General features: G+C 69.4%; 22 protein-coding genes, 5 tRNA genes and 1 pseudogene. 15 read left to right on the top strand and 13 right to left on the bottom strand.

Translation table 11 applies throughout. The features are described from left to right. Positions 1 to 27: 27 nt before the first annotated feature. Positions 28 to 312, bottom strand: coding sequence for a hypothetical protein (locus ABTY98_RS22305; RefSeq protein WP_352222662.1), 285 nt, complete (start codon positions 310 to 312; stop codon positions 28 to 30). A gap of 29 nt (positions 313 to 341) precedes the next feature. Between ABTY98_RS22305 and ABTY98_RS22310 the strand changes: the two genes are divergently transcribed. From ABTY98_RS22310 to purM, 6 genes are all read left to right on the top strand, one after another. Next, a complete protein-coding gene (locus ABTY98_RS22310) occupies positions 342 to 719 on the top strand; it encodes an effector-associated constant component EACC1 (RefSeq protein ID WP_352222663.1) in 378 nt (125 codons plus the stop codon). Then, entirely contained in the window at positions 716 to 2,737 is a 2,022-nt protein-coding gene (locus tag ABTY98_RS22315) for a caspase, EACC1-associated type (protein ID WP_352222664.1), read from the top strand. Before ABTY98_RS22310 ends, ABTY98_RS22315 begins: the two co-directional genes overlap by 4 nt. A gap of 14 nt (positions 2,738 to 2,751) precedes the next feature. Further along, positions 2,752 to 3,549 carry a maleylpyruvate isomerase family mycothiol-dependent enzyme gene (locus ABTY98_RS22320; RefSeq protein ID WP_352222665.1) on the top strand — a complete coding sequence of 266 codons (798 nt, stop codon included), beginning with the start codon at positions 2,752 to 2,754 and terminating at the stop codon, positions 3,547 to 3,549. A 66-nt stretch (positions 3,550 to 3,615) separates the two neighbouring features. After that, entirely contained in the window at positions 3,616 to 4,041 is a 426-nt protein-coding gene (locus tag ABTY98_RS22325) for an META domain-containing protein (RefSeq protein ID WP_352222666.1), read from the top strand. Positions 4,042 to 4,262: 221 nt separating this feature from the next. After that, positions 4,263 to 5,792 (top strand): amidophosphoribosyltransferase, encoded by a 1,530-nt coding sequence (gene purF / locus ABTY98_RS22330; protein ID WP_352222667.1) that lies wholly within the window; start codon positions 4,263 to 4,265, stop codon positions 5,790 to 5,792. 43 nt (positions 5,793 to 5,835) lie between these two features. Further along, entirely contained in the window at positions 5,836 to 6,924 is a 1,089-nt protein-coding gene (gene purM, locus ABTY98_RS22335; RefSeq protein WP_352222668.1) for a phosphoribosylformylglycinamidine cyclo-ligase, read from the top strand. Between the two features lie 142 nt (positions 6,925 to 7,066). Here the strand turns inward: purM and ABTY98_RS22340 are convergent, their stop codons facing one another. Next, a complete protein-coding gene (locus tag ABTY98_RS22340; protein WP_352222669.1) occupies positions 7,067 to 7,327 on the bottom strand; it encodes a DUF3073 domain-containing protein in 261 nt (86 codons plus the stop codon). A 300-nt stretch (positions 7,328 to 7,627) separates the two neighbouring features. Then, a complete protein-coding gene (locus ABTY98_RS22345) occupies positions 7,628 to 8,719 on the bottom strand; it encodes a Leu/Phe/Val dehydrogenase (protein WP_352222670.1) in 1,092 nt (363 codons plus the stop codon). Positions 8,720 to 8,966: 247 nt separating this feature from the next. On the opposite strand from ABTY98_RS22345, the gene ABTY98_RS22350 reads away from it, so the two are divergent. Both ABTY98_RS22350 and bldC read left to right on the top strand, forming a co-directional pair. After that, positions 8,967 to 9,809 carry a DUF8083 family protein gene (locus ABTY98_RS22350; protein WP_352222671.1) on the top strand — a complete coding sequence of 281 codons (843 nt, stop codon included), beginning with the start codon at positions 8,967 to 8,969 and terminating at the stop codon, positions 9,807 to 9,809. Between the two features lie 619 nt (positions 9,810 to 10,428). After that, entirely contained in the window at positions 10,429 to 10,635 is a 207-nt protein-coding gene (gene bldC / locus ABTY98_RS22355) for a developmental transcriptional regulator BldC (protein ID WP_003949541.1), read from the top strand. A gap of 514 nt (positions 10,636 to 11,149) precedes the next feature. Here the strand turns inward: bldC and ABTY98_RS22360 are convergent. From ABTY98_RS22360 to ABTY98_RS22395, 8 genes are all read right to left on the bottom strand, one after another. Next, positions 11,150 to 11,341 (bottom strand): DUF6274 family protein, encoded by a 192-nt coding sequence (locus ABTY98_RS22360; RefSeq protein ID WP_352222672.1) that lies wholly within the window; start codon positions 11,339 to 11,341, stop codon positions 11,150 to 11,152. 455 nt (positions 11,342 to 11,796) lie between these two features. Then, positions 11,797 to 11,871, bottom strand: a tRNA-Asp gene (locus ABTY98_RS22365). Between the two features lie 93 nt (positions 11,872 to 11,964). Then, entirely contained in the window at positions 11,965 to 15,909 is a 3,945-nt protein-coding gene (gene hrpA / locus ABTY98_RS22370) for an ATP-dependent RNA helicase HrpA (protein WP_352222673.1), read from the bottom strand. Positions 15,910 to 15,983: 74 nt separating this feature from the next. Beyond that, on the bottom strand, positions 15,984 to 16,391 hold the full coding sequence (locus tag ABTY98_RS22375) for a hypothetical protein (protein ID WP_352222674.1): 408 nt from the start codon (positions 16,389 to 16,391) through the stop codon (positions 15,984 to 15,986). 134 nt (positions 16,392 to 16,525) lie between these two features. Further along, a tRNA-Phe gene (locus ABTY98_RS22380) sits at positions 16,526 to 16,599 on the bottom strand. A gap of 24 nt (positions 16,600 to 16,623) precedes the next feature. Beyond that, positions 16,624 to 16,698: transfer RNA gene (locus ABTY98_RS22385), tRNA-Asp, on the bottom strand. Positions 16,699 to 16,735: 37 nt separating this feature from the next. After that, a tRNA-Glu gene (locus tag ABTY98_RS22390) sits at positions 16,736 to 16,808 on the bottom strand. A gap of 80 nt (positions 16,809 to 16,888) precedes the next feature. After that, positions 16,889 to 18,469 (bottom strand): metallophosphoesterase family protein, encoded by a 1,581-nt coding sequence (locus ABTY98_RS22395; protein WP_352222675.1) that lies wholly within the window; start codon positions 18,467 to 18,469, stop codon positions 16,889 to 16,891. Between the two features lie 149 nt (positions 18,470 to 18,618). Here ABTY98_RS22395 and ABTY98_RS22400 point away from each other — a divergent pair, with 149 nt between their 5' ends. The 7 genes and pseudogenes from ABTY98_RS22400 to ABTY98_RS22430 all read left to right on the top strand — a co-directional run bounded on the left by ABTY98_RS22400 (position 18,619) and on the right by ABTY98_RS22430 (position 24,826). Continuing rightward, complete coding sequence (locus ABTY98_RS22400; protein ID WP_352222676.1) at positions 18,619 to 18,972, top strand: metallopeptidase family protein; 354 nt, start codon at positions 18,619 to 18,621, stop codon at positions 18,970 to 18,972. 120 nt (positions 18,973 to 19,092) lie between these two features. Then, positions 19,093 to 19,617 carry a hypothetical protein gene (locus tag ABTY98_RS22405; protein WP_352222677.1) on the top strand — a complete coding sequence of 175 codons (525 nt, stop codon included), beginning with the start codon at positions 19,093 to 19,095 and terminating at the stop codon, positions 19,615 to 19,617. Between the two features lie 241 nt (positions 19,618 to 19,858). Next, entirely contained in the window at positions 19,859 to 22,087 is a 2,229-nt protein-coding gene (locus tag ABTY98_RS22410; protein ID WP_352222678.1) for a DEAD/DEAH box helicase, read from the top strand. Positions 22,088 to 22,141: 54 nt separating this feature from the next. Further along, a pseudogene (locus tag ABTY98_RS22415) lies at positions 22,142 to 22,675 on the top strand (FG-GAP repeat domain-containing protein); the annotation flags it as partial. A 163-nt stretch (positions 22,676 to 22,838) separates the two neighbouring features. Further along, positions 22,839 to 23,081, top strand: coding sequence for a hypothetical protein (locus ABTY98_RS22420; RefSeq protein ID WP_352222722.1), 243 nt, complete (start codon positions 22,839 to 22,841; stop codon positions 23,079 to 23,081). Positions 23,082 to 23,129: 48 nt separating this feature from the next. Then, positions 23,130 to 24,644 carry an amino acid permease gene (locus ABTY98_RS22425; RefSeq protein WP_352222679.1) on the top strand — a complete coding sequence of 505 codons (1,515 nt, stop codon included), beginning with the start codon at positions 23,130 to 23,132 and terminating at the stop codon, positions 24,642 to 24,644. 109 nt (positions 24,645 to 24,753) lie between these two features. Then, a tRNA-Lys gene (locus ABTY98_RS22430) sits at positions 24,754 to 24,826 on the top strand. Positions 24,827 to 24,987: 161 nt separating this feature from the next. Here the strand turns inward: ABTY98_RS22430 and ABTY98_RS22435 are convergent. Together ABTY98_RS22435 and ABTY98_RS22440 are read right to left on the bottom strand one after the other, a co-directional pair. After that, complete coding sequence (locus ABTY98_RS22435; protein ID WP_352222680.1) at positions 24,988 to 25,641, bottom strand: class I SAM-dependent methyltransferase; 654 nt, start codon at positions 25,639 to 25,641, stop codon at positions 24,988 to 24,990. A 78-nt stretch (positions 25,642 to 25,719) separates the two neighbouring features. After that, positions 25,720 to 26,220: a glycine-rich domain-containing protein gene (locus ABTY98_RS22440; RefSeq protein ID WP_352222681.1), complete on the bottom strand. Its 501-nt coding sequence runs from the start codon at positions 26,218 to 26,220 to the stop codon at positions 25,720 to 25,722. Positions 26,221 to 26,289 lie beyond the last annotated feature (69 nt).

Raw genomic sequence — 26,289 nt, forward strand, 5'->3', positions numbered from 1 at the left:
GCTCATCGCCGCGTCGGTGGCCGTACCTCACGCCGGTACCGCCACCCGTGCCCGCGCCCTCGGCAGCCGTACCGCCAGCAGCACCAGCGCCACCGCCGGCTCGCCGAGGGCGAGGGCGAGGGCGTCGACCGCATCGCCGCCGACGCCCCGGAACGCGCCCGCGCCGCCTTCGATCTGGTCGAGGAGGGGCTGGAGGGCTTCGCCGTGAAGGTTTGGTTCAGCCTCTTCCGACAGCAGGCGTGTCTCCGCGCACCTCCGGGAAAATGTGACTCGCCAACTGGCGGTGCCAATGAGGTAGTTGGAGTCGGACACATCCGTGAACGAGCCGGGGGAGCGGTCGGATGGAGATCAGGTTCGAAGCGGCGGGATCCACCCGCGAGAAGGAACTTCAGTCCCTGTACGACTGGCTGGCGGCCGACCGCGCCCTGCGCGGCCACGCCCGGGTGACGCGGGTGGCCGACACCGACACCGGCACCGGGCGGATGGGGCCGGGTGTCGACCTCGTCCTCGCGGTGCTGTCCACCGTGAGCAGCCTGGGACAGCTCCAACTGTCCTATCTGGCCTGGCGGCAGGGCCTCCGGCCACAGGCCCGGGTCACCATCGACATCACCGGAATCGACCCCGACCAGGTGGCGGAGCTACTGCGCGGATTCGGGCAGGCGGACGACGCGGACGGGCAGGACGACGGCGCCGACGGGCAGGACGGAGAGCCGCGGTGACGGACACCGCGCAGACCCGTACGGTCGAGAGTTTCGGTCGGATCGACCCCGAGCGTTCCGCCTGCGTACTGATCGGCGTGGACGACTACGAGCACCTGGACTCGCTGCGCAGCGTCAAGTACAACCTCACGGAGCTACGGGCCGTGCTCACGGACCCGCAGATCTGGGGCATCCCCGAGGACCGGATCCGTACGGTCGCCAACCCGACCACACCGGCCGCGCTGGTCGGCCCGATCCGGGACGCCGCCGAGCTCGCCGAGGACGCGTTGATCGTCTACTACGCCGGGCACGGGCTCATCGACCGCCATGATGATCAGCAACAACTGCTGCTCACCCTGCCCGAGTCGGCCGAGGACCATCCGGACACCTGCGTCCGCTCCAGCGACGTCCGCCTCGCCATCCACAACAAGGGCGCCGCACTGCGCCGTGTCCTGATCCTCGACTGCTGTTTCAGCGGCCGGGTTCTGACGGAGATGACGGACGGCCACCGACAGAGCGTCGAGACGGCCGTGCGCACGCTGAAGGACGTCAACGGTTCCTACGTCATGGCCTCCGCTCCGCGCGACCGGCCCTCGCACGCCCCCGACCCCAAGCGCTGCACCCTGTTCACCGGCGCCCTGGTCGACGTCATGCGCCAGGGGCTGCCCGGCGGCCCCGAGATGCTGGGCCTGCGCGACCTGTTCCTGGAAGTGAAGGAACGCATCCGTGCTCTCAAACCCGAGATACCGCAGGAACCGCAGGACCAGGACCGCAACAACACCGGCGGACTCGGTTTCGTCCACAACGCCGCTGTAGTGCCCCCGCTGTACCCGGCCGCCCCGCCCCCTCCCACCCGCTGGCAGAAGATCCGCACCTCCGTCCTCTCCCTCACCGCCGGTGCCCTCGGTCTCGCCCTCGGCCTCGGCACCCAGCCCCTCGTCCACTGGTGGCACGACACGCACCCGGCGGCCGCCGCCGGCCCCTGCGCGGTCCCCTCGCCGGCCGACGCGGCGGCGCCGCGCGCCGTACTGCTCGACCACTCCGACGCGCTGAACAAGCAGAGCGTCGACTACGAGAAGATCGCGGGCCTGTCCGCCCTCGCCCTCGTCTCGCAGGGCAAGGACGTCAAGGCGCTCGCGCTCGCCGACAACTCGCCGGGCCGGGTGTGGCCGGTCACCCTCGGGTCGCCGTTCAAGCTGAGCCCCAGCGCCGCCACGGCGGTGCCGCTGCGTCGCGCGGACGGCACGAAGTTCCCGATCGACGGCGACTGGTACGACGGCGAGGCCATGGTCATCGAGAAGGGCGGCAGGACCATGCTGATCGCCTCCGAGACCGGCCCGGCCATCCGCCGCTTCGACATCGCGACCGGGCGGCAGATCGGCAAGGACTTCCCCATTCCGCAGAAACTGCGCTACGCGCCCGAGGGGTCCGCGCAGACCGGCCGCAGTATCGAGTCCCTCGCCGTCTCGCCGGACGGCCGTCATCTCTACGCCGGCTGGGAGGCACCCCTGGCCGATGACGGCGACACCCGCGGCCGGGGCATCATCCGCATCCAGCGCTACACGGGAACGCCCGGTGGCAGCTACACCTCGGACGGGCAGTACGCGTTCCTCGCCGACGACGGCATGTACCTGTCCGAGCTGAGCGCCATCGACGACAACGGCAACCTCCTCGCGCTGGAACGCCAGTACACCGCCGGCCTCGGCTCGGAGATCCGGATCGCCGAGCTCTCCCTCGGCAAGGCACAGGACGTGACCAAGCTCACCTCCCTGTGGCACCAGTCCGCGCACATCTTCGCCGCCGACGAACTCGTCGTCGACATGGCGACCTGCCCAGCGGGCGGCCCCGGCGCGGTCGCCGTCCCGGCCGCCACCCCGCAGCACCCGCTCCTGGACAACGTGGAGGGCATGGCCCTCGGCGACCCCTGGAAGTCAGGCCGGTACAAGGGCTGGTACCCGCTCTACCTGGTCTCCGACGACAACGACAGCGAAACCCAGATCACCCGCCTTTACTCGCTCGCGGTCAAGCTGCGCCCCTGAATAGGCTCACCGCCATGCCACCGGCCAAGAAACGCACCAGGACGTACGACCCCGGCAAGGTCCGTACGGCGGTTTTCGCCCAGTTCACGAACGTGAGGGATGCCGTCCGCACGCTCACCCCCGAGCAGCTCGCGCTCCCCACCCGGCTCGGCGAGTGGACCGTACGGGAGCTCGTCGCCCACATCGGCATGGCCGTCACCGCCGTCCAACGGGGCCTGGACGAGCCCGAGCCGGCCACGGCGGACGCGGCCCTTCTCGACTGGCCCTTCCGGACCGGCGTCAACTCCTCGGCGATCTCCGACTTCACCCGGCGGCTCGCCGGCGGTCACCCCGACCTCGACGCCTACCTCGCCGACGCCGACGACGGCCTCCACGCCCTCCTCGCCGCACACCCCGGCACCCGGCCGCTCGCCACCAGCGCCGGCGCGATGTCCCTCGACGACTACCTGGTCACCCGGACCGTCGAGCTCGTCGTCCACACTGACGACCTCAACGCGGCCGTCCCGGGACTGGAGGTGCCGTACGACCGGCAGGCCCTGGCCGCCTGCACCCGGCTGCTGGCCGACGCGCTCGCCGTCAAGGCGCCCGGCGGCTCCACCGAGGTGCGCGTGCCGCCGTACGCCGTGGTGCAGTGCGTCGAAGGGCCCCGGCACACCCGCGGCACCCCGCCGAACGTCGTCGAGACCGATCCGCTCACCTGGGCGCGGCTGGCCACCGGACGGCTGGAATGGAAGGAGGCCGTGGCGGACGCCAAGGTCAGCGCCAGCGGCGAGCGGGCGGACATCGGGGCCCTGCTGCCCCTCATGAGCTGAGGGAACCGATCACCCGGTGCGTTCCGTCGAATCGGCATGTACGGGTACAAGCAGCGCACGCAGCGTATGACCCTGACCATGACGGCGGCCGCCGTGCTCGTCCCGCTGGCGGTGGCCTGCGGCGGTGAGAAAGCCGGAGTCTCCGTGGGGACTCAGCCACCGGTGACCGGAATCGAGTGGACCGTCGACAGCGTGACCGTCGACGGCACCACCCGGCGCGCCCCGGCACAGGCCCATATGAAGATCGAGGACGGCCAGGCCGCCGGCAGCTTCGGGTGCAACCAGTTCAGCGCCACGGCGAAGGTCACGGACGACAGGATCCGGCTGAGCAACCCCCGCACCACCCGTATGGCCTGCGGCAACACCCGCATGACCTTCGAGCGCGCCCTCGCCCGCACCCTCACCGCGGGGCCGCTCACCACCCAGGCCGAAGGCAGGAAACTCACCCTCGGCACCGCCGCCGGCGACCGGGTCCAGCTGTCGAGGAAGTGACCTCCGGGCCCCCGAATGATGTGCGACACCTCACTCAGGGATACGGTGTGAGGGGCTTGCGCGGACACCGGACCGCACGAACGGGCCTCGGCTGGAGAATCCTCCCACCGCGTTGACCAGCGGAAATGGAGAAAGCCACAACCGCGTCCACGGTCGTAGATCCATTACGGCCGGGTATCCCCAATTCGGACCAGTGGTCGATCTCGCCTACACTCGGTGGCGTGCCACGTGGTGACGGTCTCCTCAATCACGATCTGCTCCCCGGTGAGAAGGGCCCCCAGGACGCTTGCGGCGTCTTCGGTGTCTGGGCTCCGGGTGAAGAGGTCGCCAAGCTCACGTACTTCGGGCTGTACGCCCTCCAGCATCGGGGCCAGGAATCCGCGGGTATCGCGGTCAGCAACGGCTCCCAGATCCTCGTCTTCAAGGACATGGGGCTTGTCTCCCAGGTCTTCGACGAGACTTCGCTCGGGTCGCTCCAGGGTCATATCGCGGTCGGTCACGCCCGCTACTCGACCACCGGCGCCTCCGTGTGGGAGAACGCCCAGCCGACGTTCCGCGCCACCGCGCACGGCTCGATCGCGCTCGGCCACAACGGCAACCTCGTCAACACGGCGCAGCTCGCCGAGATGGTCGCCGACCTCCCGAAGGACACCCACGGCCGGTCCACCCGGGTCGCCGCCACCAACGACACCGACCTGCTCACCGCGCTCCTCGCGGCCCAGGTCGACGCCGACGGCAAGCCGCTGACCATCGAGGAGGCCGCGCACGCGGTCCTGCCGAAGGTCCGGGGCGCCTTCTCCCTCGTCTTCATGGACGAGCACACCCTCTACGCCGCCCGCGACCCGCAGGGCATTCGCCCGCTGGTCCTCGGCCGCCTGGAGCGTGGCTGGGTCATCGCCTCCGAGTCCGCCGCCCTCGACATCTGCGGCGCGAGCTACGTCCGCGAGATCGAGCCGGGCGAGTTCGTCGCCGTCGACGAGAACGGTCTGCGTTCCTCGCGATTCGCGGATGCGAAGCCCAAGGGCTGTGTCTTCGAGTATGTGTACCTGGCCCGCCCCGACACCGACATCGCCGGCCGGAACGTCTACCTCTCCCGAGTGGAGATGGGCCGCAAGCTCGCCAAGGAAGCCCCGGCCGACGCCGACCTGGTGATAGCGACCCCGGAGTCCGGCACCCCGGCCGCCATCGGCTACGCGGAGGCCTCCGGTATCCCGTTCGGCAACGGTCTGGTCAAGAACGCCTACGTCGGCCGGACCTTCATCCAGCCCTCGCAGACCATCCGGCAGCTCGGCATCCGCCTGAAGCTGAACCCGCTGAAGGAAGTCATCAAGGGCAAGCGGCTGGTCGTCGTCGACGACTCGATCGTGCGCGGCAACACCCAGCGGGCCCTGGTGCGCATGCTGCGCGAGGCCGGCGCGGCCGAGGTCCACATCCGGATCTCCTCGCCGCCCGTGAAGTGGCCCTGCTTCTTCGGCATCGACTTCGCCACCCGCGCCGAGCTCATCGCCAACGGCATGACCATCGACGAGATCGGCACCTCGCTCGGCGCCGACTCCCTGGCGTACATCTCCATCGACGGCATGATCGAGGCGACCACCATCGCCAAGCCGAACCTCTGCCGTGCCTGCTTCGACGGCGAGTACCCGATGGAGCTCCCGGACCCCGAGCTGCTGGGCAAGCAGCTCCTGGAGACCGAACTGGCCGCCGGTCCGGCAGCCACGGCCGCGGCCGACGCGATCCGTCGCCCGTAAGCCTCGTAGAAACCAACCCGAAAGATCCCAGGCAATGTCTGATGTGTCTGATCAGTCGCCTCCGGCGACGGGCCTGTCCACCGGTGCTTCCTACGCGGCTGCCGGCGTCGACATCGAAGCGGGCGACCGCGCCGTAGAGCTGATGAAGGAGTGGGTGAAGAAGACCCGGCGCCCCGAGGTGCTGGGCGGCCTCGGCGGTTTCGCCGGCCTCTTCGACGCCTCCGCCCTCAAGCGCTTCGAGCGCCCGCTGCTCGCCTCCGCGACGGACGGCGTGGGTACCAAGGTCGACATCGCCCGCCAGTTGGGCGTGTACGACACCATCGGTCACGACCTGGTCGCCATGGTCATGGACGACATCGTGGTGTGCGGTGCCGAGCCGCTGTTCATGACCGACTACATCTGTGTCGGCAAGGTCCACCCCGAGCGGGTCGCGGCGATCGTCAAGGGCATCGCCGAGGGCTGTGTGCTGGCCGGCTGCGCCCTGGTGGGCGGCGAGACCGCCGAGCACCCGGGCCTGCTCGGCGCGGACGACTTCGATGTGGCCGGCGCCGGTACGGGCGTGGTGGAGGCCGACCGGCTGCTCGGCGCGGATCGTATCCGTACGGGTGACGCGGTGATCGCCATGGCGTCCTCCGGGCTTCACTCGAACGGGTACTCCCTGGTCCGGCATGTTCTGCTGAACCAGGCGGGCCTCGCGCTCGACGCCCACATCGAGGAGCTCGGCCGCACCCTCGGCGAGGAACTCCTGGAGCCGACCAAGATCTATTCGCTGGACTGCCTGGCCCTGATCCGCACCGCCGAGGTGCACGCGTTCAGCCATGTGACCGGCGGTGGACTCGCCGCGAACCTGGCCCGGGTGATCCCGGACCACCTGCACGCGAGCGTCGACCGCTCCACCTGGACCCCCGGCGCGATCTTCGACCTGGTCGGGCGCACCGGCGAGGTCGAGCGGCTCGAACTGGAGAAGACGCTCAACATGGGTGTCGGCATGATCGCGATGGTCCCGCAGGAATCGGTGGACGTGGCGCTGGCCACACTGGCCGACCGCGGGGTCGAGGCATGGGTGGCCGGCGAGATCACCGAGCGCGGCGAGCACACCAGTGGCGCGGAGCTGGTCGGCGACTACGCATAGGACCACTACGCATAGCACCGCTACGGCATAGGAGCACTACGTACGGGGCACAGGGGCCGACCGGCCGCGAGGCCAGCACAAAACCCGGTCCGGCGTTGGAAACCCCGGACCGGGTGTGTACGCGGCTAAGCAGCCGCAGGCATCACGCACCGCGACGATGTTGGGACTGGGGACCGGACTGGTCGTCCTCGTCCTCGTCGTCAACGTCATTGTAGAGATCCGCGTACTGGGCGTACGGGTCATCATCCTCGTCGTCGTCCTCGAACGGCTCGCCATTCGGCGGCTGGCTCGAAGTCGAAGCGCCCAGCTCGCTGGCCAGACGTGACAGGTCAGTCCCACCGCTGTTGTACTTCAGCTGGCGGGCGACCTTCGTCTGCTTGGCCTTGGCCCGGCCGCGCCCCATGGCTCGACCCCCTCGGTGACGGGGCTCGACGGCCCCAGAGTCTGACACGCGTTCATGATCCGGAACGGACTCTCCTCGGAGAGACCGGTCCGTAGGGCTTCCACGGTACCTGAGCCCGCGCCCATACGGTACGTCGCCCGCACCACGCGCCTGGCTGCACGACCCGCGAGGCGCCCCGTCCTCGCTGGTCAACGACGATTTTAACCACTTCCTGGCGAGCGACCCGCCGACGAACGTGAGAGTTCTCTCCAACTGTCCGCCGGCGGGTACCGGAAATCCGTGCGGAAACCCGGTGTTCGGTCAGCGTCCACCGGCCGTTGACGCTTCGTGCATCCGCTGTTCGGCGATCCGGTCGGCCGCCGCGGCAGGCGGAATTCCGTCATCCTTCGCACGAGCGAATATGGCCAGCGTGGTGTCGAAGATCTTCGCCGCCTTGGCCTTGCACCGGTCGAAGTCGAACCCGTGTAGCTCGTCGGCGACCTGGATGACCCCGCCGGCGTTCACCACGTAGTCCGGCGCGTAGAGGATCCCGCGGTCGGCGAGGTCCTTCTCGACACCCGGGTGCGCGAGCTGGTTGTTGGCCGCCCCGCACACCACCCTGGCGGTCAGCGCCGGCACCGACTCGTCGCTGAGGGCGCCGCCGAGCGCGCAGGGCGCGTAGATGTCGAGGCCCTCGACGCGGATCAGGGCTTCGGTGTCGGTGGCGACCTGGACCTGGGGGTGCCGGTCGGAGATCCGGCCGACGGCCTCCCGGCGCACGTCCGTGACGACCACCCGGGCGCCCTCCACCAGCAGGTGCTCCACCAGGTGGTGGCCGACCTTGCCGACTCCCGCGATTCCGACGGTACGGCCGCGGAGCGAGGGGTCGCCCCACAGGTGCTGGGCGCTGGCCCGCATGCCCTGGTAGACGCCGTACGCGGTGAGCACGGAGGAGTCGCCGGCGCCGCCGTTCTCCGGGGAGCGGCCGGTGGTCCACCGGCACTCACGGGCGACGACGTCCATGTCGGCGACATACGTACCGACGTCGCAGGCGGTGACGTACCGGCCGCCGAGCGAGGCCACGAACCGCCCGTAGGCGAGCAGCAGCTCCTCGGTCTTGTCGCGCTCGGGGTCCCCGATGATCACGGCCTTGCCGCCGCCGTGGTCGAGACCGGCCATGGCGTTCTTGTACGACATCCCGCGCGCGAGGTTGAGGGCGTCGGCGACGGCCTCCGCCTCGTTCGCGTACGGGTAGAAGCGGGTGCCGCCCAGGGCGGGGCCCAGCGCGGTGGAGTGGATGGCGATGACGGCCTTGAGGCCGCTCTTGCGGTCCTGGCAGAGCACGACCTGCTCGTGACCGCCCTGGTCCGAGTGGAACAGGGTGTGCAGGACGCCGGTGGAAACGTCGGCCACTGTGGTGACTCCCGGTTGTGTTCGCGGCGAGTGGAGCGGGGGGCTCCCGTACAGGTGGCGGGGGCCTGGCATGAGCGTAGAGCTATTGCCCGTCCACCATCCGCGCCGTGTTCAGGATCACTCTCCCGCGTCGTGTGCGCACGTATGAGCGTGGGACGATTTGCTGTGGTTTTCGCGGCTGACTGCGGCTGACCCCGCGGTGGGGTTCCGCTGGTTTCGAGCCCGGTCCGATGGGGAGGGAGCAGGCGTGCCCAAGGTGTCCTCGGTGATCGTCCCCTACGCGACGTACCTGCGTGTGTACGAGCCGCTGGCCGCCTTCCCGGAGCCCGAGCGCGGCCACTGGTCGCGCTACGCCCGCCGCCCCGACCGGCCCTCCTACCAGGACGAACTCCGGCGGGCCCTGGCCGACTTGCTGCCCACACCGCCGGTCCCGGTGCCGGTGCAGGAGAGCAGTGACGCCTTCGTGCTCGAGGTCGACGGTGTCGTGTGCGTGTGTCCGTGGCGGACCCGGCTGCGCGGCTGGCAGGCCCTGCAGGAGCTGCCCGACGAACTGCCGAAGACGGTCCTGGACGCGATGCTGCCCCCGGTCGTCCGCCGGCAGGCCACGATGGACTACGAGCGGTGGCTGGTCCGCAACCCCGACTCCCGGCCCTGGATCCGTACGGCGACCTGGCAGGTGCCGCTGAACTGGTTCGTGCTGGTCTCCGACGAGGAGCGCCGCTACGAGAAGGGCACCGGCGAGATCCCGCCGATGCTGCGCTACCGCACGCCGATGGTGCAGGCCCGGCGCCGGGTGGCCCGGGCACTGCGCACGCTCAAGGACACCATCGAGGAAGGGCCGCTGATCGACGGCCTGGTGGACGTGGGCCGCTGGCTGGAGGAGTTCCATCCGCGCTCGGTGGTCGAACTGGACTACGGCGGTCTGGTGCACGCCCTGCCGGCCGGTGACCTGGAGGACGACCATTCGGCGGCCGACGTGGCGGCCGGCATCGAGGCGCTGCGGCAGGGCGACGGGGCCTCGGCCGGGGAGGCCTACGGGCGGCTGGTGGAGCGGTGGCGGGCGGTGCGGGACCGGCGGTCCGCGAACTGAGCGCCGGTGTGAGTGCCGATACCGACCGCGCCGTACTGAGTGCCGGGTTGTGTGATGGTGTGACGGTCGGATGACACCTGGGTGACGTATGAGTGGTGAGTGATGTACGTCACGGCCCAGATGCCATGAAACAACGTACGTTGACGGCACTTCAGTGAACGCACGGGACGTTGGTCCCGATCCGGGCTTTTGCGTCAAGGGTGACGGACCGCACTTACACGGCTCTTGCGCCTCTTGCCACTCCTCGTGCCAAAATAGGACAAGGAGCCCGGGGAGGGCTCCTTCCGTCCATGTGTGGTGCACTGTGGGCGGAATCTCAGCATTGCACGCGCTTTGGGGGGTCTGGTGACTCCTGATCGTCATGTGACTGATCGTCACAGTGGCGTGACTGTCCGCTATGGCATGGTCCATCGGCTTCCGCGGCTGATGACTACCTGGGAGGGCAATTCCATCGGTTTGGCCGACGCGGCTGGACGGATGGTGTAGTTGTAGTGCCGAGGACAAGCCGTTCGTCCTATAACCGACTCGACTCGCGTCCGCCATTTCGGGCAACGCGGGTCAAGGTGCAGAATTTAGAGGAAAGAACCGAGAAGGTTCGGTTCTCCCGAGGAGGCCGCTCATGACCGCTCGCACCCCTGATGCCGAGCCGCTGCTGACCCCGGCTGAGGTCGCCACCATGTTCCGTGTCGACCCCAAGACGGTCACGCGGTGGGCGAAGGCCGGCAAGCTCACGTCGATCCGCACGCTGGGCGGGCATCGACGCTACCGCGAGGCTGAGGTCCGCGCTCTGCTCGCGGGTATCCCGCAGCAGCGCAGCGAGGCCTGACCAACTGAATAGCGGGCAAACCGACCGGTCCCCCAACTGGCCGAGGCGCCCGACACCCTAGCTCCAAGCGACGCGGGACCTGCCCCAACAGGGCCCACGCCCAGGCTGACAGAACCTCTCAGGCAGCGACACAGGGTGCGTCGTAGATCGCGCTGGACTCCGCCGGGTCCAGCGCGATCTTTTTTGTGCGTCCGTGGGGCTTGGCCCGACCGTGACGGGCGGCCTTGTGAGCAGCCTTGTCGGAGTCTGAGGAGGCCTGTCGGATCTGCTGTGGATGCGCCCAGAAGGAGGTCGGGGGGACGCCGGCGGGACGCTGCGGGAGAGGTCCCAGGGTGGTGCAATTGCACATATTAAATTGACTTGTTGTAGGCGGGGTGTAAGTACCGCCGTTTCAGGAACTTATGCGGTGACTCCCGTCACATACCGCACGGGTTGTTTGTGCTGCCACCCGTGCGCTAATGGAGCTGGAGCCTCCACCGTCCCACGGGAGAACGGCCGTTGGGCCCCGCGTCGGTCACACGCCGACGGGACCCTCGTCCTCCGCGGTGTCCTCGGGGGCCTCCGTGGGGAGCGGGGCGGAGTCCATGGCCAGCCGCAGCAGCTGATGGCAGACCGGGCAGTGCCGGGTCCGGTGCCGGTACGACGAGGCGGCCGCCAGATGGGCCCGCAACAGGGCTCGCGTCTCATGCCGCACCGAAGCCGCCATACGCCACCTCCAGAAGGGGGCCGAGGGGAAGCGAGCCCTGTCTTCTGGGTAGCGAGGGAATGTGACCCCGTCAAGAGCCCACCCCCGCTCCCCGGCCAACAGTGTGAGAGGCATGCCCTGGCGCCTGGGACGAAGAAGAGGCCCGCTTCCCACGGGGGTGCGGGCCTCTTCGTCATCCGGTCCTGGCGGGATGTGCCGTATCCGATCGCGCCTGCGCCGTGGGCGCGGCCTCGTGTGGGGTGGGGCGGAGTTGCCGGCCGTGACATGCGGGAGGCCCGCTTTCCTTAGGGGTGCGGGCCTCCGCGTCATGCGGTCCTGGCGGGGTTTGCTGCATCTGATCGCGGCTGTGCCGTGGGCGCGGTCTCCGCCTTGGCGGGGTGGGGAGGGGCGGGGTTGTCGGCCGTGACATGCGGGAGGCCCGCTTCCCCTAGGGGGATGCGGGCCTCGGCATTGTGCGGTCCTGACGGGATTTGAACCCGCGGCCTCCACCTTGACAGGGTGGCGAGCACTCCAAACTGCTCCACAGGACCAGGTTTTGCGGCACTTTGTCTGCGCTGTGCTGCGAGAAGGACTGTACAGGAGGGTGTGGGTCCTGGTCGAACTCACTCCGCGTACCCGGTCTGTTACTGGACAGCCGAGTCGATCGCCTTCACGATCCGCTTGTCGGAGATCGGGTACGCCGTGCCCAGCGCGTGCGCGAAGTAGCTGACCCGCAGCTCCTCCAGCATCCAGCGGATGTCCAGGACCTGCTGCGGCACCGGCCGGCCCTGGGGAAGCTGCTCCAGGAGCCAGGCGTACTCGTCCTGCATCTCGTGGACCTTCTCCATGCGGGTGGTGTCCCGCTGGACGTTGGTCGGCATCTGCTGGAGGCGCCGGTCGGCGGCCACCAGATAGCGCATGAGGTCGGGGAGCCGTCGTATACCGGCCCACGTCACGAAGCCCGGCTTCACGAGGGCGTCCAGCTGCTTGCGGACGTCCGTCAGGTTTGCCAGCAGCGCGGGGCTCCGTACGGCCTTCAGACGGCGCTCACAGGCCTGCCAGGCGGCCAGCACCTGCTGCACCTGCCCGACCGTACGGACCGTCGTGTCGACGATCTCGGCGCGCACCTTGTCGTACAGCTTCCGGTACGACTCCTCGTCCCACGCCGGCCCCCCGAAGTCGCCGATCAGCTTGTCCGCGGCCGCCATCGCGCAGTCGTCGAACAGGGCCTGGATCGTGCCGTGCGGGTTGGCGGACAGGGCCAGCTTCTGCGCGTTGGTGAGCTTCTCCGAGGCGAACTTCGCGGGATTGACGGGGATGTTGCGGAGGATCAGCCTTCGCGTGCCCTTCCACATCGCCTCGGCCTGTTCCTCCTCGGTGTCGAAGAGGCGGACCGAGACCGTGTCGCCGTCGTCGACGAGCGCCGGGTACGCCTTGACCGGCTGGCCGGCCCGGCGGGTCTCGAAGACACGCGTGAGCGCACCGATCGTCCAGTCCGTGAGGCCATTGCGCTCCAGGGACTCGCCGCCCTCGCGCTCCGCGGTGGCCGCGGCGGCCTGCGAGATGGCCTGGCGGGCCTTCGGCTTCAGCCGGAGCTTCAGCGCCTCCAGGTCCTTGTCCTCGGCCAGCTTCCGGCGCCGCTCGTCGACGATCCGGAAGGTGATCTTCAGATGGTCCGGGACCTTCGCCCAGTCGAAGTCCTCGGCCTCGAAGGGCACGCCGACCATGCGCTTCAGCTCGCGGGCCATGGTGGTGGGCAGCGGCTCCTGCAGCGGCACGGCCGCGTCCAGGAAGCGCTTGGCGAAGTTCGGTGCCGGGACGTAGTTGCGGCGGATGGGCTTGGGGAGGGACCGGATCAGCTCCGTGACGACCTCTTCCCTGAGCCCCGGGATCTGCCAGTCGAAGCCCTCGTCCTTGACCTGGTTGAGGACCTGGAGCGGGATGTGGACGGTCACACCGTCGGCGTCCGCGCCCGGCTCGAACTGGTACGTCACCCGGAACTTGAGCTGCCCCTGCCGCCAGGAGTCCGGATAGTCGGCCTTGGTGACCGCCTCCGCCGACTCCCGGATCAGCATCTCGCGCTCGAAGTCGAGGTACTCCGGCTGCTCCTGGCGCTTCCGCTTCCACCAGGAGTCGAAGTGGGCGCCGGAGACGACGTCTTCGGGCACCCGCTGGTCGTAGAAGTCGAAGAGCGTGTCGTCGTCCACGACGATGTCCCGGCGCCGGGCCCGGTGCTCCAGCTCCTCGACCTCGCTGAGGAGTCTGCGGTTGTCGGCGAAGAACTTGTGGTGGGTCCGCCAGTCACCCTCGACCAGTGCGTTGCGAATGAAAAGCTCGCGACTCGTCTGCGGGTCGATCCGGCCGTAGTTGACCTTCCGCTGGGCGACGATCGGTACGCCGTACAGCGTGACCTTCTCGTATGCCATGACGGCCGCCTGGTCCTTCTCCCAGTGCGGTTCGCTGTACGTCCGCTTCAGGAGGTGTTCGGCGAGGGGTTCCACCCACTCCGGCTCGATCTTCGCGTTGACCCGGGCCCAGAGGCGGGAGGTCTCCACGAGTTCGGCGGACATGACGAACCGGGGTGTCTTCTTGAACAGCGCCGAGCCGGGGAAGATCGCGAACTTGGCGTTCCGCGCCCCCAGATACTCGTTCTTCGCGCCGTCCTTCACGTCCTTCATGCCGATGTGGGACAGCAGGCCGGCGAGCAGCGAGACATGTACGCGGTCGCCGGGGGCGTCCTCCTCGTTGAGGTGGATGCCCATCTGCTTGGCGACCGTGCGCAGCTGGGTGTAGATGTCCTGCCACTCCCGGATGCGCAGGAAGTTCAGGAACTCCTGCTTGCACATGCGCCGGAAGGACGACGATCCGCGTTCGCGCTGCTGCTCGCGGACGTACTTCCACAGGTTGAGGAAGGCGAGGAAGTCGCTGGTCTCGTCGCGGAAGCGGGCGTGCTGCTGGTCGGCCTGGGTCTGCTTGTCGGCCGGGCGTTCGCGCGGGTCCTGGATGGAGAGCGCGGCGGCGATGACCATGACCTCGCGGACACAGCCGTTCTTGTCGGCCTCCAGGACCATGCGGGCCAGGCGCGGGTCGACGGGCAGCTGGGCGAGCTTGCGGCCGGAGTCGGTGAGCCGCTTGCGGGCGTCCTTCTCGTCCGGGTTCAGCGCGCCCAGCTCCTGGAGCAGCTGCACACCGTCGCGGATGTTGCGGTGGTCCGGCGGGTCGATGAAGGGGAACTTCTCGATGTCGCCGAGGCCGGCCGCGGTCATCTGCAGGATGACGGAGGCGAGGTTGGTCCGGAGGATCTCCGCGTCGGTGAACTCCGGGCGGGCGAGGAAGTCCTCCTCGTCGTACAGCCGGATGCAGACACCGTCGCTCGTACGGCCGCAGCGGCCCTTGCGCTGGTTGGCGCTGGCCTGGCTGATCGGCTCGATGGGCAGCCGCTGCACCTTGGTGCGATGGCTGTAGCGGCTGATCCGGGCGAAGCCGGGGTCGATGACGTACTTGATGCCGGGGACGGTGAGTGAGGTCTCGGCGACGTTGGTCGACAGGACGATTCTTCGACCGGTGTGCGGCTGGAAGACGCGATGCTGCTCGGCGTGCGAGAGGCGAGCGTAGAGCGGCAGCACTTCGGTGAACCGGTAGTTCTTCTTCTCGAGGGCGTCGGCGGTGTCCCGGATCTCCCTCTCACCCGAGAGGAAGACGAGGATGTCGCCCTTGCCCTCGGCCTGGAGCTCCTCCACCGCGTCGCAGATGGCGGTGATCTGGTCGCGGTCGGAGTCCTCGGACTCCTCTTCGAGGAGCGGCCGGTAGCGGACCTCCACCGGATACGTCCGGCCGCTGACCTCGACGATCGGGGCGTCGCCGAAGTGCCGGGAGAACCGCTCGGGGTCGATGGTCGCGGAGGTGATGACCACCTTCAGATCCGGCCGCTTGGGCAGCAGCTGCGCCAGATAGCCGAGCAGGAAGTCGATGTTGAGGGACCGCTCGTGGGCCTCGTCGATGATGATCGTGTCGTAGGCGCGCAGCTCGCGGTCGGTCTGGATCTCGGCGAGCAGGATGCCGTCGGTCATCAGCTTGATGAACGTGGCGTCCGGGTTCACCTGGTCGGTGAAGCGGACCTTCCAGCCGACGGCCTCCCCGAGGGGCGTGCGCAGTTCCTCGGCGACCCGCTCGGCGACGGTGCGGGCGGCGATCCGGCGGGGCTGGGTGTGCCCGATCATTCCCCTGACACCCCGCCCGAGCTCCAGACAGATCTTCGGGATCTGTGTGGTCTTACCGGACCCGGTCTCACCGGCCACGATCACGACCTGGTGATCGCGTATCGCCTCGGCGATCTCGTCCTTCTTCTGGCTGACGGGCAGCTGCTCGGGGTACGACACGGCGGGCACGACGGCGCGTCGGCCGGCCATCCGTTCCTCGGCCCTGGCCACCTCGGCCTCGATCTCCGCGAGGACGGCGGCCCGGGCCTCCGGCTTACGGATCTTGCGTGCACCTTCCAGCCTGCGCCCGAGCCGGTGCGCGTCGCGCAGCGAGAGCTCGGTCAGGCGGGGGGCGAGAGCGCCGAGGGCGGGGGCTGGATGCGTAGACATACGCGACCCAGGATCTCACCTTGGGGAAATTCGTGGCGAACGCTTTTGCCTCCGGCGGTTCGGCCGGGGTTGCCCTACTGGCTCCGCTGGGCGGGCGGGGTGGCGGTGGAGGAGGTCTGTGGGGCCGCGGCTGCGGCCGGTGCCGGCGCTGTGGCTTGGGCCGGGGCCGGGGCTTGGGCGGGGGCTTGGGCGGGGGCTGTGGCTTGGGCCGGGGCTGTGGCCTGGGCCGCTACCTGGGCCGAGGCGGCGGCCATGGACTTCGCCGTGTTGGATACGGCCTTGATCCCCAGGTAGGCGGTGGTCATGCTGCTCACCGCGGTGAAGGCCGCGGTGAGGACGCCGATGATCACCGACGTGTTGCCGCTCAGCCGCCAGACGCCGAAGATCGCCACCCCGGCGATGGCGAGATTGCTGATGACGACAGCGAGGAGCCCGTACCGTGCACGGTCCTTCTCCAGCTGGACGTCCTGGTCCCGGCTCATCGGCCCCTGCCTTCAGCGCTCGTTCGAATGCTCTTCCGACCCGGCGAACGTAGGCTGCCACACTGCACACAGGCGCCCTAGCAGAATGCGACACAAGAACAGCCCCTCCGGAATCCCGGAGGGGCTGTGTGTTGTGGCTGGGGCCGGGGTCGAACCGGCGACCTATCGCTTTTCAGGCGATCGCTCGTACCAACTGAGCTACCCAGCCACGAGGTTTCACGTGAAACCCCAGCGGTCCTGACGGGATTTGAACCCGCGGCCTCCACCTTGACAGGGTGGCGAGCACTCCAAACTGCTCCACAGGACCAAGCTTTGCGTGCAACAGTGTCGCACACGATCTTGCGTGCCCCCAACGGGATTCGAACCCGTGCTACCGCCTTGAAAGGGCGGCGTCCTAGGCCGCTAGACGATGAGGGCTATCGGCCCGCCTGGGCGCTTCTCAGCGCGTCGGGGACGTGAGAAGCATATGGGATGGCGGGGAGTATCGCCAAAACGGTTTACGACCCCGACGGCGACGGTGTGCCCGGTGTGCCTCCTGAGGATGATGGGCTCTGCGAGGGGGAGGGAGTGGCTCCCGGCTGGTTCTCTTCGGGGAGGTGGCGGCTGACCTCGGCCGTCGTCTCGCCCAGACCGCCGAGTTTGATCTCGTCCCAGGCCTGGAGCCGGCGGGTGTCGCGGTCGAAGTAGAGGATCGAGGCCTCGATGGGGTCCGGGTACTTGCCCTCGACCGCGCGCAGACCGCTGCCGCCCGTGGAGCCCTCCACACGAAGGCGGGTGCCGTGCGGCAGGAGCTCGTTCTGTTCGTGGTGGAGATGGCCCGCCAGGACCAGGGGCACCTCGCCGTCCGTCATCCGGGCGGCCGTCGGTTCATGGGCGATGGCCACATCCGCCGGGGTGTCGGCCGCCCGCTGCTCCCGCAGGGCCGTGGCCAGGCGGTCCCCGGCCTCTACCTCGGCCGTGTCCCCGCCCGGCATGGCAGAGCGGTCGGGCGTGAACTGGGGATCACCGATCCCGGCGAAGCGCAGCCCGGCGATCGTCTCGGCCCGGCCATCGTCCAGGACGTGCACGTTCTTCATCCGGGACAGATAGCGCTGAGTGACGTCCGAGTCGTGGTTGCCCCGGACCCAGACGTACGGCACGCCCAGGTCGGCGACCGGGTCCAGGAAGCCGTTCTCGGCCGCTGTGCCGTGGTCCATGGTGTCACCGGAGTCGACGATCACATTCACCTTGTACTGCTCCACGAGCGAGGCGATGATCTTCCAGCTCGCCGGGTTGAGGTGGATGTCGGAGACGTGCAGGACACGCAGGGTGGTCGGGTCCGGCGTGTAGGCGGGGAGCGTGGAGGTGACGTCGTACAGCTTGGTCACATTGGTCACCAGGCGTGCCAACTCCTGCTGGTAGACATCGAATTCGGTGACGATGCTGCGCGCGTTGCCGACCAGGGCGGGGGCGGAGGAGAGCAGGCCGGAGAACCGCGGTTCCAGGACCGACTTGGGGTTCCAGGTGGCGTAAGCGGTCACGCCGGACGTGGCGAGCAGGGCGAGGGCGAGGCCGCCGGCGGTCAGGGCGCGGCTCGGACGGCGGTAGACGGCGAGGCCGAGGGCGGTCGCGCCGGAGACGACGGCCACGCAGGAGCGTACGGCCACGTCGAGGGTGCCGTGCTCCACGTCCTGGGCGACCTCGTCCTGGAGGCCGGAGAGGCGCTCGGGGTGGTCGACGAGCGCCTGGGAGCGGACCGGGTCGAGCTGGTCGACGTTGACGTCCAGGCGGACCGGTGCGACGTGGGTGTCCAGGTAGAGGGCGCCCAGCGGGGAGACGTTGATCTTCGTGCCGCCGTGGAGGGAGGGACGCAGGGTCATCGTCGTGTCCATCGGGCCGACCTGGGCCCGGACGTTCCCGACGACCAGCAGGCCGAGCCAGGCGCCGACGAGCACGACGGTTATCAGGCCGAGGACGCGGATCCAGACGGGCGGCGCGTGCGCATCGGGGGCGAGTTCGAGATCGGGGAGGCGGGCTCGGGTTTGTGTCGGGGTCGGGGCTGGGCTGGGGGACTGGGCTCGGGCTCGGACGCGGGCCATTGGTGCCGTATGCCCAGGATTGCGGGCGCGTATGCGGCGGTTCGTGGCCCGCGTCTCTGGCGGTGGGGCCCGCATGTCGGGCGGTGGGGCCCGCATCTCCGTGGGGTCCGCGACTCTCGTACGGGCGTTCCGTGCCGGACAATGGGGCTGTGCTGGAGATGACGCGCGAGGAGTTCGAGGAACTGGTCGCCGAGGCGCTCGACCGGATACCGCCGGAGCTGACCCGGCTGATGGACAACGTGGCGGTGTTCGTCGAGGACGAGCCCGACGACCCGTCCGACACCGAGCTGCTCGGGCTCTACGAGGGGACTCCGCTGACCGACCGCGGGGAGTGGTACGCGGGCGTGCTGCCCGACCGGATCACCGTCTACCGCGGGCCGACGCTGCGGATGTGCTCCTCGCGCGAGGAGGTCGTCGCGGAGACCGAGGTGACCGTGGTCCACGAGATCGCCCATCACTTCGGTATCGACGACGCGCGGCTGCATGCGCTGGGGTACGGGTGACGGTAGCGGCGGGTCCGGCGTGCGTCCTCGGGCGCGGGTGACGGCTCGGTTGCGTGTCCTCTTGTGGGCGGCGGGAGTTGGGGAGGTTGACTCCTTTCTTCGCCCCCGGAGGTGGCCGCCGTGCGCCCCTTGTACGTACCCGTCCGTCTGGCCGTCACCGTGATGGCCGTCGCGGCCGCCGCCGGCTGTGTGAACGTCGGGGACGACGCGGGGAAGGCCAAGCCGTCGCACTCCGCCGGGCAACGCGACGGTGGCGAGGCCGGCGGAGGCGCCGGGGTGTCCGGCGAGGGCGGCGCGGGGTACGGCGGTGCGGTGGCCGACGGGAAGCGGGGACACGGCGGGAAACCGAAGCCTGGGGAGTCCGTGTCGGCGTCCGTCGAGCCGACGAAGGGCGCGAGTGCGGGGCCGGTGGCGCCGGCGAAGCCGGGGAAGAGCGTGGCACCCGGGGTGCCGGCCGGCCCGACGGGGGCGCCGGCGTCGCCCACGCCGCCGGCGGCCTCTCCCACGCCCCCTCCGGCTTCGCCGACGCCACCGCCGCCGGTGACCGACCCGCCGTCCGCCGAGCCGTCCTCATCCGCGCACGAGGACACGGGGACGCAGCTGGTGCAGCGGGAACCGGCACCGGCGGCGGGGACACCGGCGTAGGAGGGCGTCCTCGAGGGCACCGGCGGCGTGTGAGCTGCGGGTTTGATGCTCGGTTTGCCTTGAGGGGTGTTGGGTGCGTATGGTGGTAGATCGTTTGATCCCATTTGCCCGGCGCCACCGCAGAGCGCGCCGTGTGGCGCGTACTCTCCCTTGCCGTGGCGGACCGCATTGAGGCGGTCGTGAGCGAATCACGGAGTTGACGGGCGCGTGCCGAAGAGACTCCGGAAGGTTTCGCATTCGCATGTCCGTGTCCAGTACTGATCAGTTCGTCGTGTCCGAGAACAACGAGAACAACGAGGACCACGAGCTGGTGACCAAGGTCTCCGAGGAGACCGCTGACACCACCACCGACACCACTGACACCCCTCAGATCACCTTCACCGACCTCGGTCTCCCCGAGGGCGTCGTGCGCAAGCTCGCGCAGAACGGTGTGACCTCCCCCTTCCCGATCCAGGCCGCGACCATCCCGGACGCCCTGACCGGCAAGGACATCCTCGGCCGTGGCCGTACCGGCTCCGGCAAGACCCTCTCCTTCGGTCTGCCCACCCTGGCCACGCTGGCCGGCGGACGCACCGAGAAGAAGCGGCCCCGCGCCGTCATCCTCACCCCGACCCGTGAGCTGGCCATGCAGGTCGCGGACGCCCTCCAGCCGTACGGCGACGTCCTCGGCCTGAAGATGAAGGTCGTCTGTGGCGGTACGTCCATGGGCAACCAGATCTACGCCCTGGAGCGCGGCGTCGACATCCTCGTCGCCACGCCCGGCCGTCTCCGCGACATCATCAACCGTGGCGCCTGCTCCCTCGAGGACGTGCAGATCGCCGTCCTCGACGAGGCCGACCAGATGTCTGACCTGGGCTTCCTGCCCGAGGTCACCGAGCTGCTCGACCAGATCCCGGCCGGCGGCCAGCGCATGCTGTTCTCGGCCACGATGGAGAACGAGATCTCCACGCTGGTCAAGCGCTACCTGACCGACCCTGTCACCCACGAGGTCGACAGCGCCCAGGGCAACGTCACGACGATGTCCCACCACATCCTCATCGTGAAGCCCAAGGACAAGGCGCCGGTCACCGCCGCGATCGCCTCCCGCAAGGGCCGCACGATCATCTTCGTCCGCACCCAGCTGGGCGCCGACCGCATCGCCGAGCAGCTGCGTGACGCCGGTGTGAAGGCCGACGCGCTGCACGGCGGTATGACCCAGGGCGCCCGCACCCGGACGCTGGCCGACTTCAAGGACGGTTACGTCAACGCGCTCGTCGCCACCGACGTCGCCGCCCGCGGTATCCACGTCGACGGCATCGACCTCGTGCTGAACGTCGACCCGGCCGGCGACCACAAGGACTACCTGCACCGCGCGGGCCGTACCGCTCGCGCGGGCCGCACGGGAACCGTCGTCTCCCTCTCCCTCCCGCACCAGCGCCGGCAGATCTTCCGGCTGATGGAGGACGCGGGCGTCGACGCCGGCCGGCACATCATCAACTCCGGTACGGCCTTCGAGCCCGAGGTCGCCGAGATCACCGGCGCCCGTTCGATGACCGAGGTCCAGGCCGAGTCCGCGGGCAACGCGGCGCAGCAGGCGGAGCGTGAGGTCGCCCAGCTCACCAAGGAGCTGGAGCGGGCCACCCGCCGTGCGGCCGAGCTGCGCGAGGAGGCCGACCGTCTGGTCGCCCGTGCCGCTCGCGAGCGGGGCGAGGACCCGGAGACGGCGGTGGCCGAGGCCGCCGCCGTGGCCGAGGCCGCCGTGTCGCTGCCGGAGCAGTCGGCCGCCGAGGCGCCGGTGCGCGAGCAGTCCTCCTCCTCCTCCTCCTCCTCTTCTTATGAGCGTCCGCGCCAGCAGCGTGACGAGCGGGGCAACTACGAGCGCCGTGACCGTCGCGACGACCGCCCCTCCGGTGGTTTCCGCCGCGACGACCGTCGTGACGGTGACCGTGGTGGCCGTTCCTTCGAGCGTCGTGACGACCGCCCCTCGGGTGGCTTCCGTCGAGATGACCGCCGGGACAACGACCGTGGCGGCTTCCGTCGTGACGACCGTCCGTCGGGCGGTTTCCGCCGGGACAACGACCGCCGCGACGACCGTCGTGACGGTGACCGTGGTGGCCGTTCTTTCGACCGTCGTGACGACCGCCCCTCGGGGGGCTTCCGCCGGGACAACGACCGCCGCGACGACCGTCGTGACGGTGACCGTGGTGGCCGTTCCTTCGAGCGTCGTGACGACCGCCCCTCGGGTGGCTTCCGTCGTGACGACCGTCCGGCCGGCCGTTCCTTCGAGCGCCGTGACGACCGTGGCGGCCACCGTGGCAGCGACCGTCCCTTCAACCGCGACCGCCGCGACGACCGCCCGGGCTTCCGCACCGGCGGCCACGACCGCCCGTCGTACGGCCGCCGTGACGACCACCGCACCACCGGCACGGGTACCGGCACCGGTTCCTTCGGGCGCCGTGACGACAAGCCGCGCTGGAAGCGCAACGGCTGACACCGAGTGAGGTGACGAAGGGCCCGTACGACACGTTCGTACGGGCCCTTTCGCATGCCCCGAAAAGCCAGGCGCCCCAGGAGCGCTCACTGGCATGCTCCCGTAGCCGTGCGGCGGGACCGCTTCCGGCAGGACGGTCTCGCCGACCTGCTCACCCTCGACTCCTCCGGCACGCTCGCCTTCCAACAGGACGACGGCAGGGGCGCCTTCGCCGGGAAGGTCTCCGGGGGAGGCTGGTCCACCAAGGTGGTGGCGGTGCCGTTCGGTGATCTGAACGGCGATCGCTGTGACGACGTGCTGGTGCGGATGAGCGACGGTTCGCTGCGGGACTACAAGGTGCCGTGCGGCAGGGCACCGACCCCCGCCACGCCGTACACGAAGCTCGGCGGCGGCTGGAACGCGTCCAACGTCCTCGCCTCGCCCGGCGATCTGACAGGCGACGGCCGGCCCGACCCGGTGGCGCGGAAGACCTCGACGGGAGATGTCTACCTCTTCGCCGCCAAGAGCGACGGAACCCTGGCCGCCGCGAAGAAGATCGGGTCGGCGTGGGGCGGATACACGAAGATCGTCGACGCCGGGGACCTCGACGGCGACGGCATCGGGACCGTGCGCGCCCGCGACAAGGCGGGCACGCTGTGGCGGTACGGCGGTACGGCGGTACGGCGGTACGGCGGTACCGGTACGGCGGTACGGCGGTCTGGCGGTCTGGGGGTCTGGGGGTCTGGCGGTCTGGCGGTACGGCGGTCTGGCAGTGTGCCGGTACGGCGGTCTGGCGGGTGGGCGTCTCAAGGCCCGCGCAAAGGTCTCCACCGGCTGGGGATCGACGTACAACACGGTCGTCGGCGTCGGCGACATCACCGGGGACGGGAAGAACGACCTGGTCGCACGGGACTCCACGGGCCACCTTTACCGCTACGGCGGCAAGGGCAATGGTTCCTTCGGCGGGCGGGTGCTGATCGGGAGCGGTTGGCAGGGTTACAAGGGGCTTTTCTAGCCAAGTTGTGGTGCATGTCATGCCCTCGGCGAGGGAATCGCTGGGGGCATGACAGATGACGCGACAGGCCAAGCGACCTCTGACGAGGAGCGGCTGGCCCAGCTCGGCTACACCCAGGTTCTCGCCCGCCGGATGTCCGCCTTCTCGAACTACGCGGTCTCCTTCACGATCATCTCGGTCCTCTCCGGCTGCCTCACCCTCTACCTCTTCGGCATGACCACCGGCGGCCCGGCGGTGATCACCTGGGGCTGGGTGGCCGTGGGCCTGATGACCCTCTTCGTGGGCCTCTCCATGGCCGAGATCTGCTCCGCCTATCCCACCTCGGCGGGCCTCTACTTCTGGGCCCACCGCCTGGCCCCGCCCCGCAGTGCGGCTGCCTGGGCGTGGTTCACGGGCTGGTTCAACGTGCTCGGCCAGGTGGCGGTGACCGCGGGCATCGACTTCGGCGCAGCGTCCTTCCTGGGCGCCTACCTGAACCTGCAGTTCGATTTCGAGGTGACCCCGGGCCGCACGATCCTCCTCTTCGCGGCGATCCTGCTCCTGCACGGCCTGCTGAACACCTTCGGCGTGCGCATCGTCGCTCTGCTCAACAGCGTGAGCGTGTGGTGGCACGTCCTGGGCGTCGCGGTCATCGTCGGCGCGCTGACCTTCGTACCCGACCACCACCAGTCGGCGTCCTTCGTCTTCACCCGGTTCGTGAACGAGACGGGGTGGAGCAGCGGCCCGTACGTCGTCCTGATCGGCCTTCTGATGGCCCAGTACACCTTCACCGGGTACGACGCCTCGGCGCACATGACGGAGGAGACCCACGACGCGTCGACGGCGGGCCCGCGGGGCATCGTCCGCTCGATCTGGACATCGTGGATAGCCGGCTTCGTACTGCTCCTCGGCTTCACCTTCGCGATCCAGTCGTACGACAAGGAGCTGAAGTCCCCGACGGGCGTGCCCCCGGCCCAGATCCTCCTGGACGCGCTCGGCGCTACGACCGGCAAGCTCCTGCTCCTCGTCGTCATCGGCGCCCAGCTCTTCTGCGGAATGGCGTCGGTCACGGCCAACAGCCGCATGATCTACGCGTTCTCCCGCGACGGCGCGCTCCCCTTCTCCCGCGTCTGGCACACGGTCAGCCCGCGCACCCGAACCCCGGTGGCGGCGGTCTGGCTCGCGGCCCTCTCCGCGCTCGCCCTGGGCCTCCCGTACCTGATCAACTACACGGCCTACGCCGCCGTGACGTCGATCGCGGTGATCGGTCTGTACGTGGCGTACGTGATCCCGACCCTGCTGCGGGTCAGGAAGGGCGCCGCGTTCGAACGCGGGCCGTGGCATCTGGGCCGATGGTCGGGGGTGATCGGCGTGATCTCCGTGGCCTGGGTCGGCGTCATCACCGTCCTCTTCATGCTCCCGCAGGTCTCCCCGGTCACCTGGGAGTACTTCAACTACGCCCCGGTGGCCGTCCTGGCGGTGCTCGGCTTCGCCGCGCTCTGGTGGCAGGTCTCGGCCCGGCACTGGTTCCTCCACCCGGACAGGGCACGCCACGAGGACACCGCCAAACTGGTCGATCTCTGACCCTCCGGACCAGTTCCACACCACTTCTGCCACCCGACGCGGCCGCGACCCCGATACCCGATCGGCGACACGGCTCCGTCCGGCTATGCTCGGGGAGGCAACATCGCCTGGGCCGTTAGCTCAATTGGCAGAGCAGTGGACTTTTAATCCATTGGTTGTGGGTTCGAGTCCCACACGGCCTACGGAAGAGCCCCCAGATCAGAGGGATTTGATCTGGGGGCTCAGTCGTTTTGAGGGCCTCAGAGATCGTTAGCTCGGCCCATGCTCGGACGAAGTGCAAACGATCACGACGCGAAAGAGCCCCGGCCGGGTCGGCGTCCGGCCGGGGCGCAAAGGAGGTGACTCAGGTGCGGGCCTGAACGATGAGGGTCCCGATGTGCCCGGCCTTCGGTGCGCCCACCACCGTCGCCTCTGCCGTGGCAAAGCCTGCCCGGAGCAGATGCCGCTCCCACACCGCCGGCCGGTAGCTGTACCGGTAGGTAAACATCGCCTTCCCGGCGAAGCCGCCCTTGTACATGCCCTGCGGACCGTAGGCGCCCGGGATGGCCGGCGGTTGGGAGAACACGAAGACACCGCCCGGGGCCAGGCGCTGACGGACGAGGGGGAACAGCCGGGACGGATCGGTGAACCAGGCAGCGCCGAAGATGGAGTACACCGCGTCGTACCGGCCGCCGTCGGTGGCGAGCCAGTCCAGAATCTCGCCCTGCTCGATCCGCACCCCGAGCGGCGCCCACTTCTCGCCCGCCAGCTGCACCATCCGCGGCGAAAGGTCCACGCCGGTAACCTTCACTCCCTGCTGCGCAAGGTGAGCCAGCGCGCGGCCCGTGCCGCATCCGACCTCCAGCACGGATTCAGGGGAGCCCAGAAGTTCCGGGCCAGGGCCGTGGCCGGCGTACTGGGTCCAGCAGAATGACGGCTCGGCGTCGTCCTTGAACGCTGACTCGGCGAAGGCGTCCCACAGTTCGGTCTCGGCGGCGATGTCGTGCGGTACGGGCACACTCGTTCCTTTGGTCGTCGGGATGCGGGAGCCCCCGCCCTCGGGGAGCCGTGAGGGCGGGGGCGACTGTAGCCGGGCTCAGTGGCTGTCGGGGACCTTGTCGTCGCACGGTGAGCAGTCCGTGCCGTCGATGGCCCAGAGTTCCTCGTCGATCGCCCAGCCCTGGGACTGGAGGAAGTCGCCGGTGCGCAGGCACAGGCCGTCGCGGCGGCGCTGAATGAACGGGGCGTGGTGCTTGAACCGGCCGCCGTTGTAGAGGCGGCAGATGCCCCACCAGACGGGTGTGTCGAGGATGAGCTGGTGGACGCCGATGTCGACGAGCTTGCCGACTCCCAGGTGCTGGTCGGGGTTCTCGATGGAGCCCATGACGTACATGATGGCGTTGGCGAGGATCCGTTCGGCCATGTCCCGGACCATGGTGTGGTCACGCAGGAGCAGGGCGACCTCGCGGTCCCACAGGCTCATGCCGGAGTCGAAGACGTTGACGGTCAGCTCGGTGATGTGCGGGGCAACCGCGTTGAGGAGTTCCTGCGGGTCCCGGGTGCGGGTCGTGGCGGGCTGTTCTAACGCGACGGTCACGTTGTCCTCCTGTTGTGGACGGGCGCCCCTGGTCGGGGCGCCTGGCCTCCCGCTTTGTGGAGCGGGAGG

Origin of the sequence: Streptomyces sp. NPDC096040, assembly GCF_040303265.1 — a bacterium.
GTDB lineage: Bacteria > Actinomycetota > Actinomycetes > Streptomycetales > Streptomycetaceae > Streptomyces.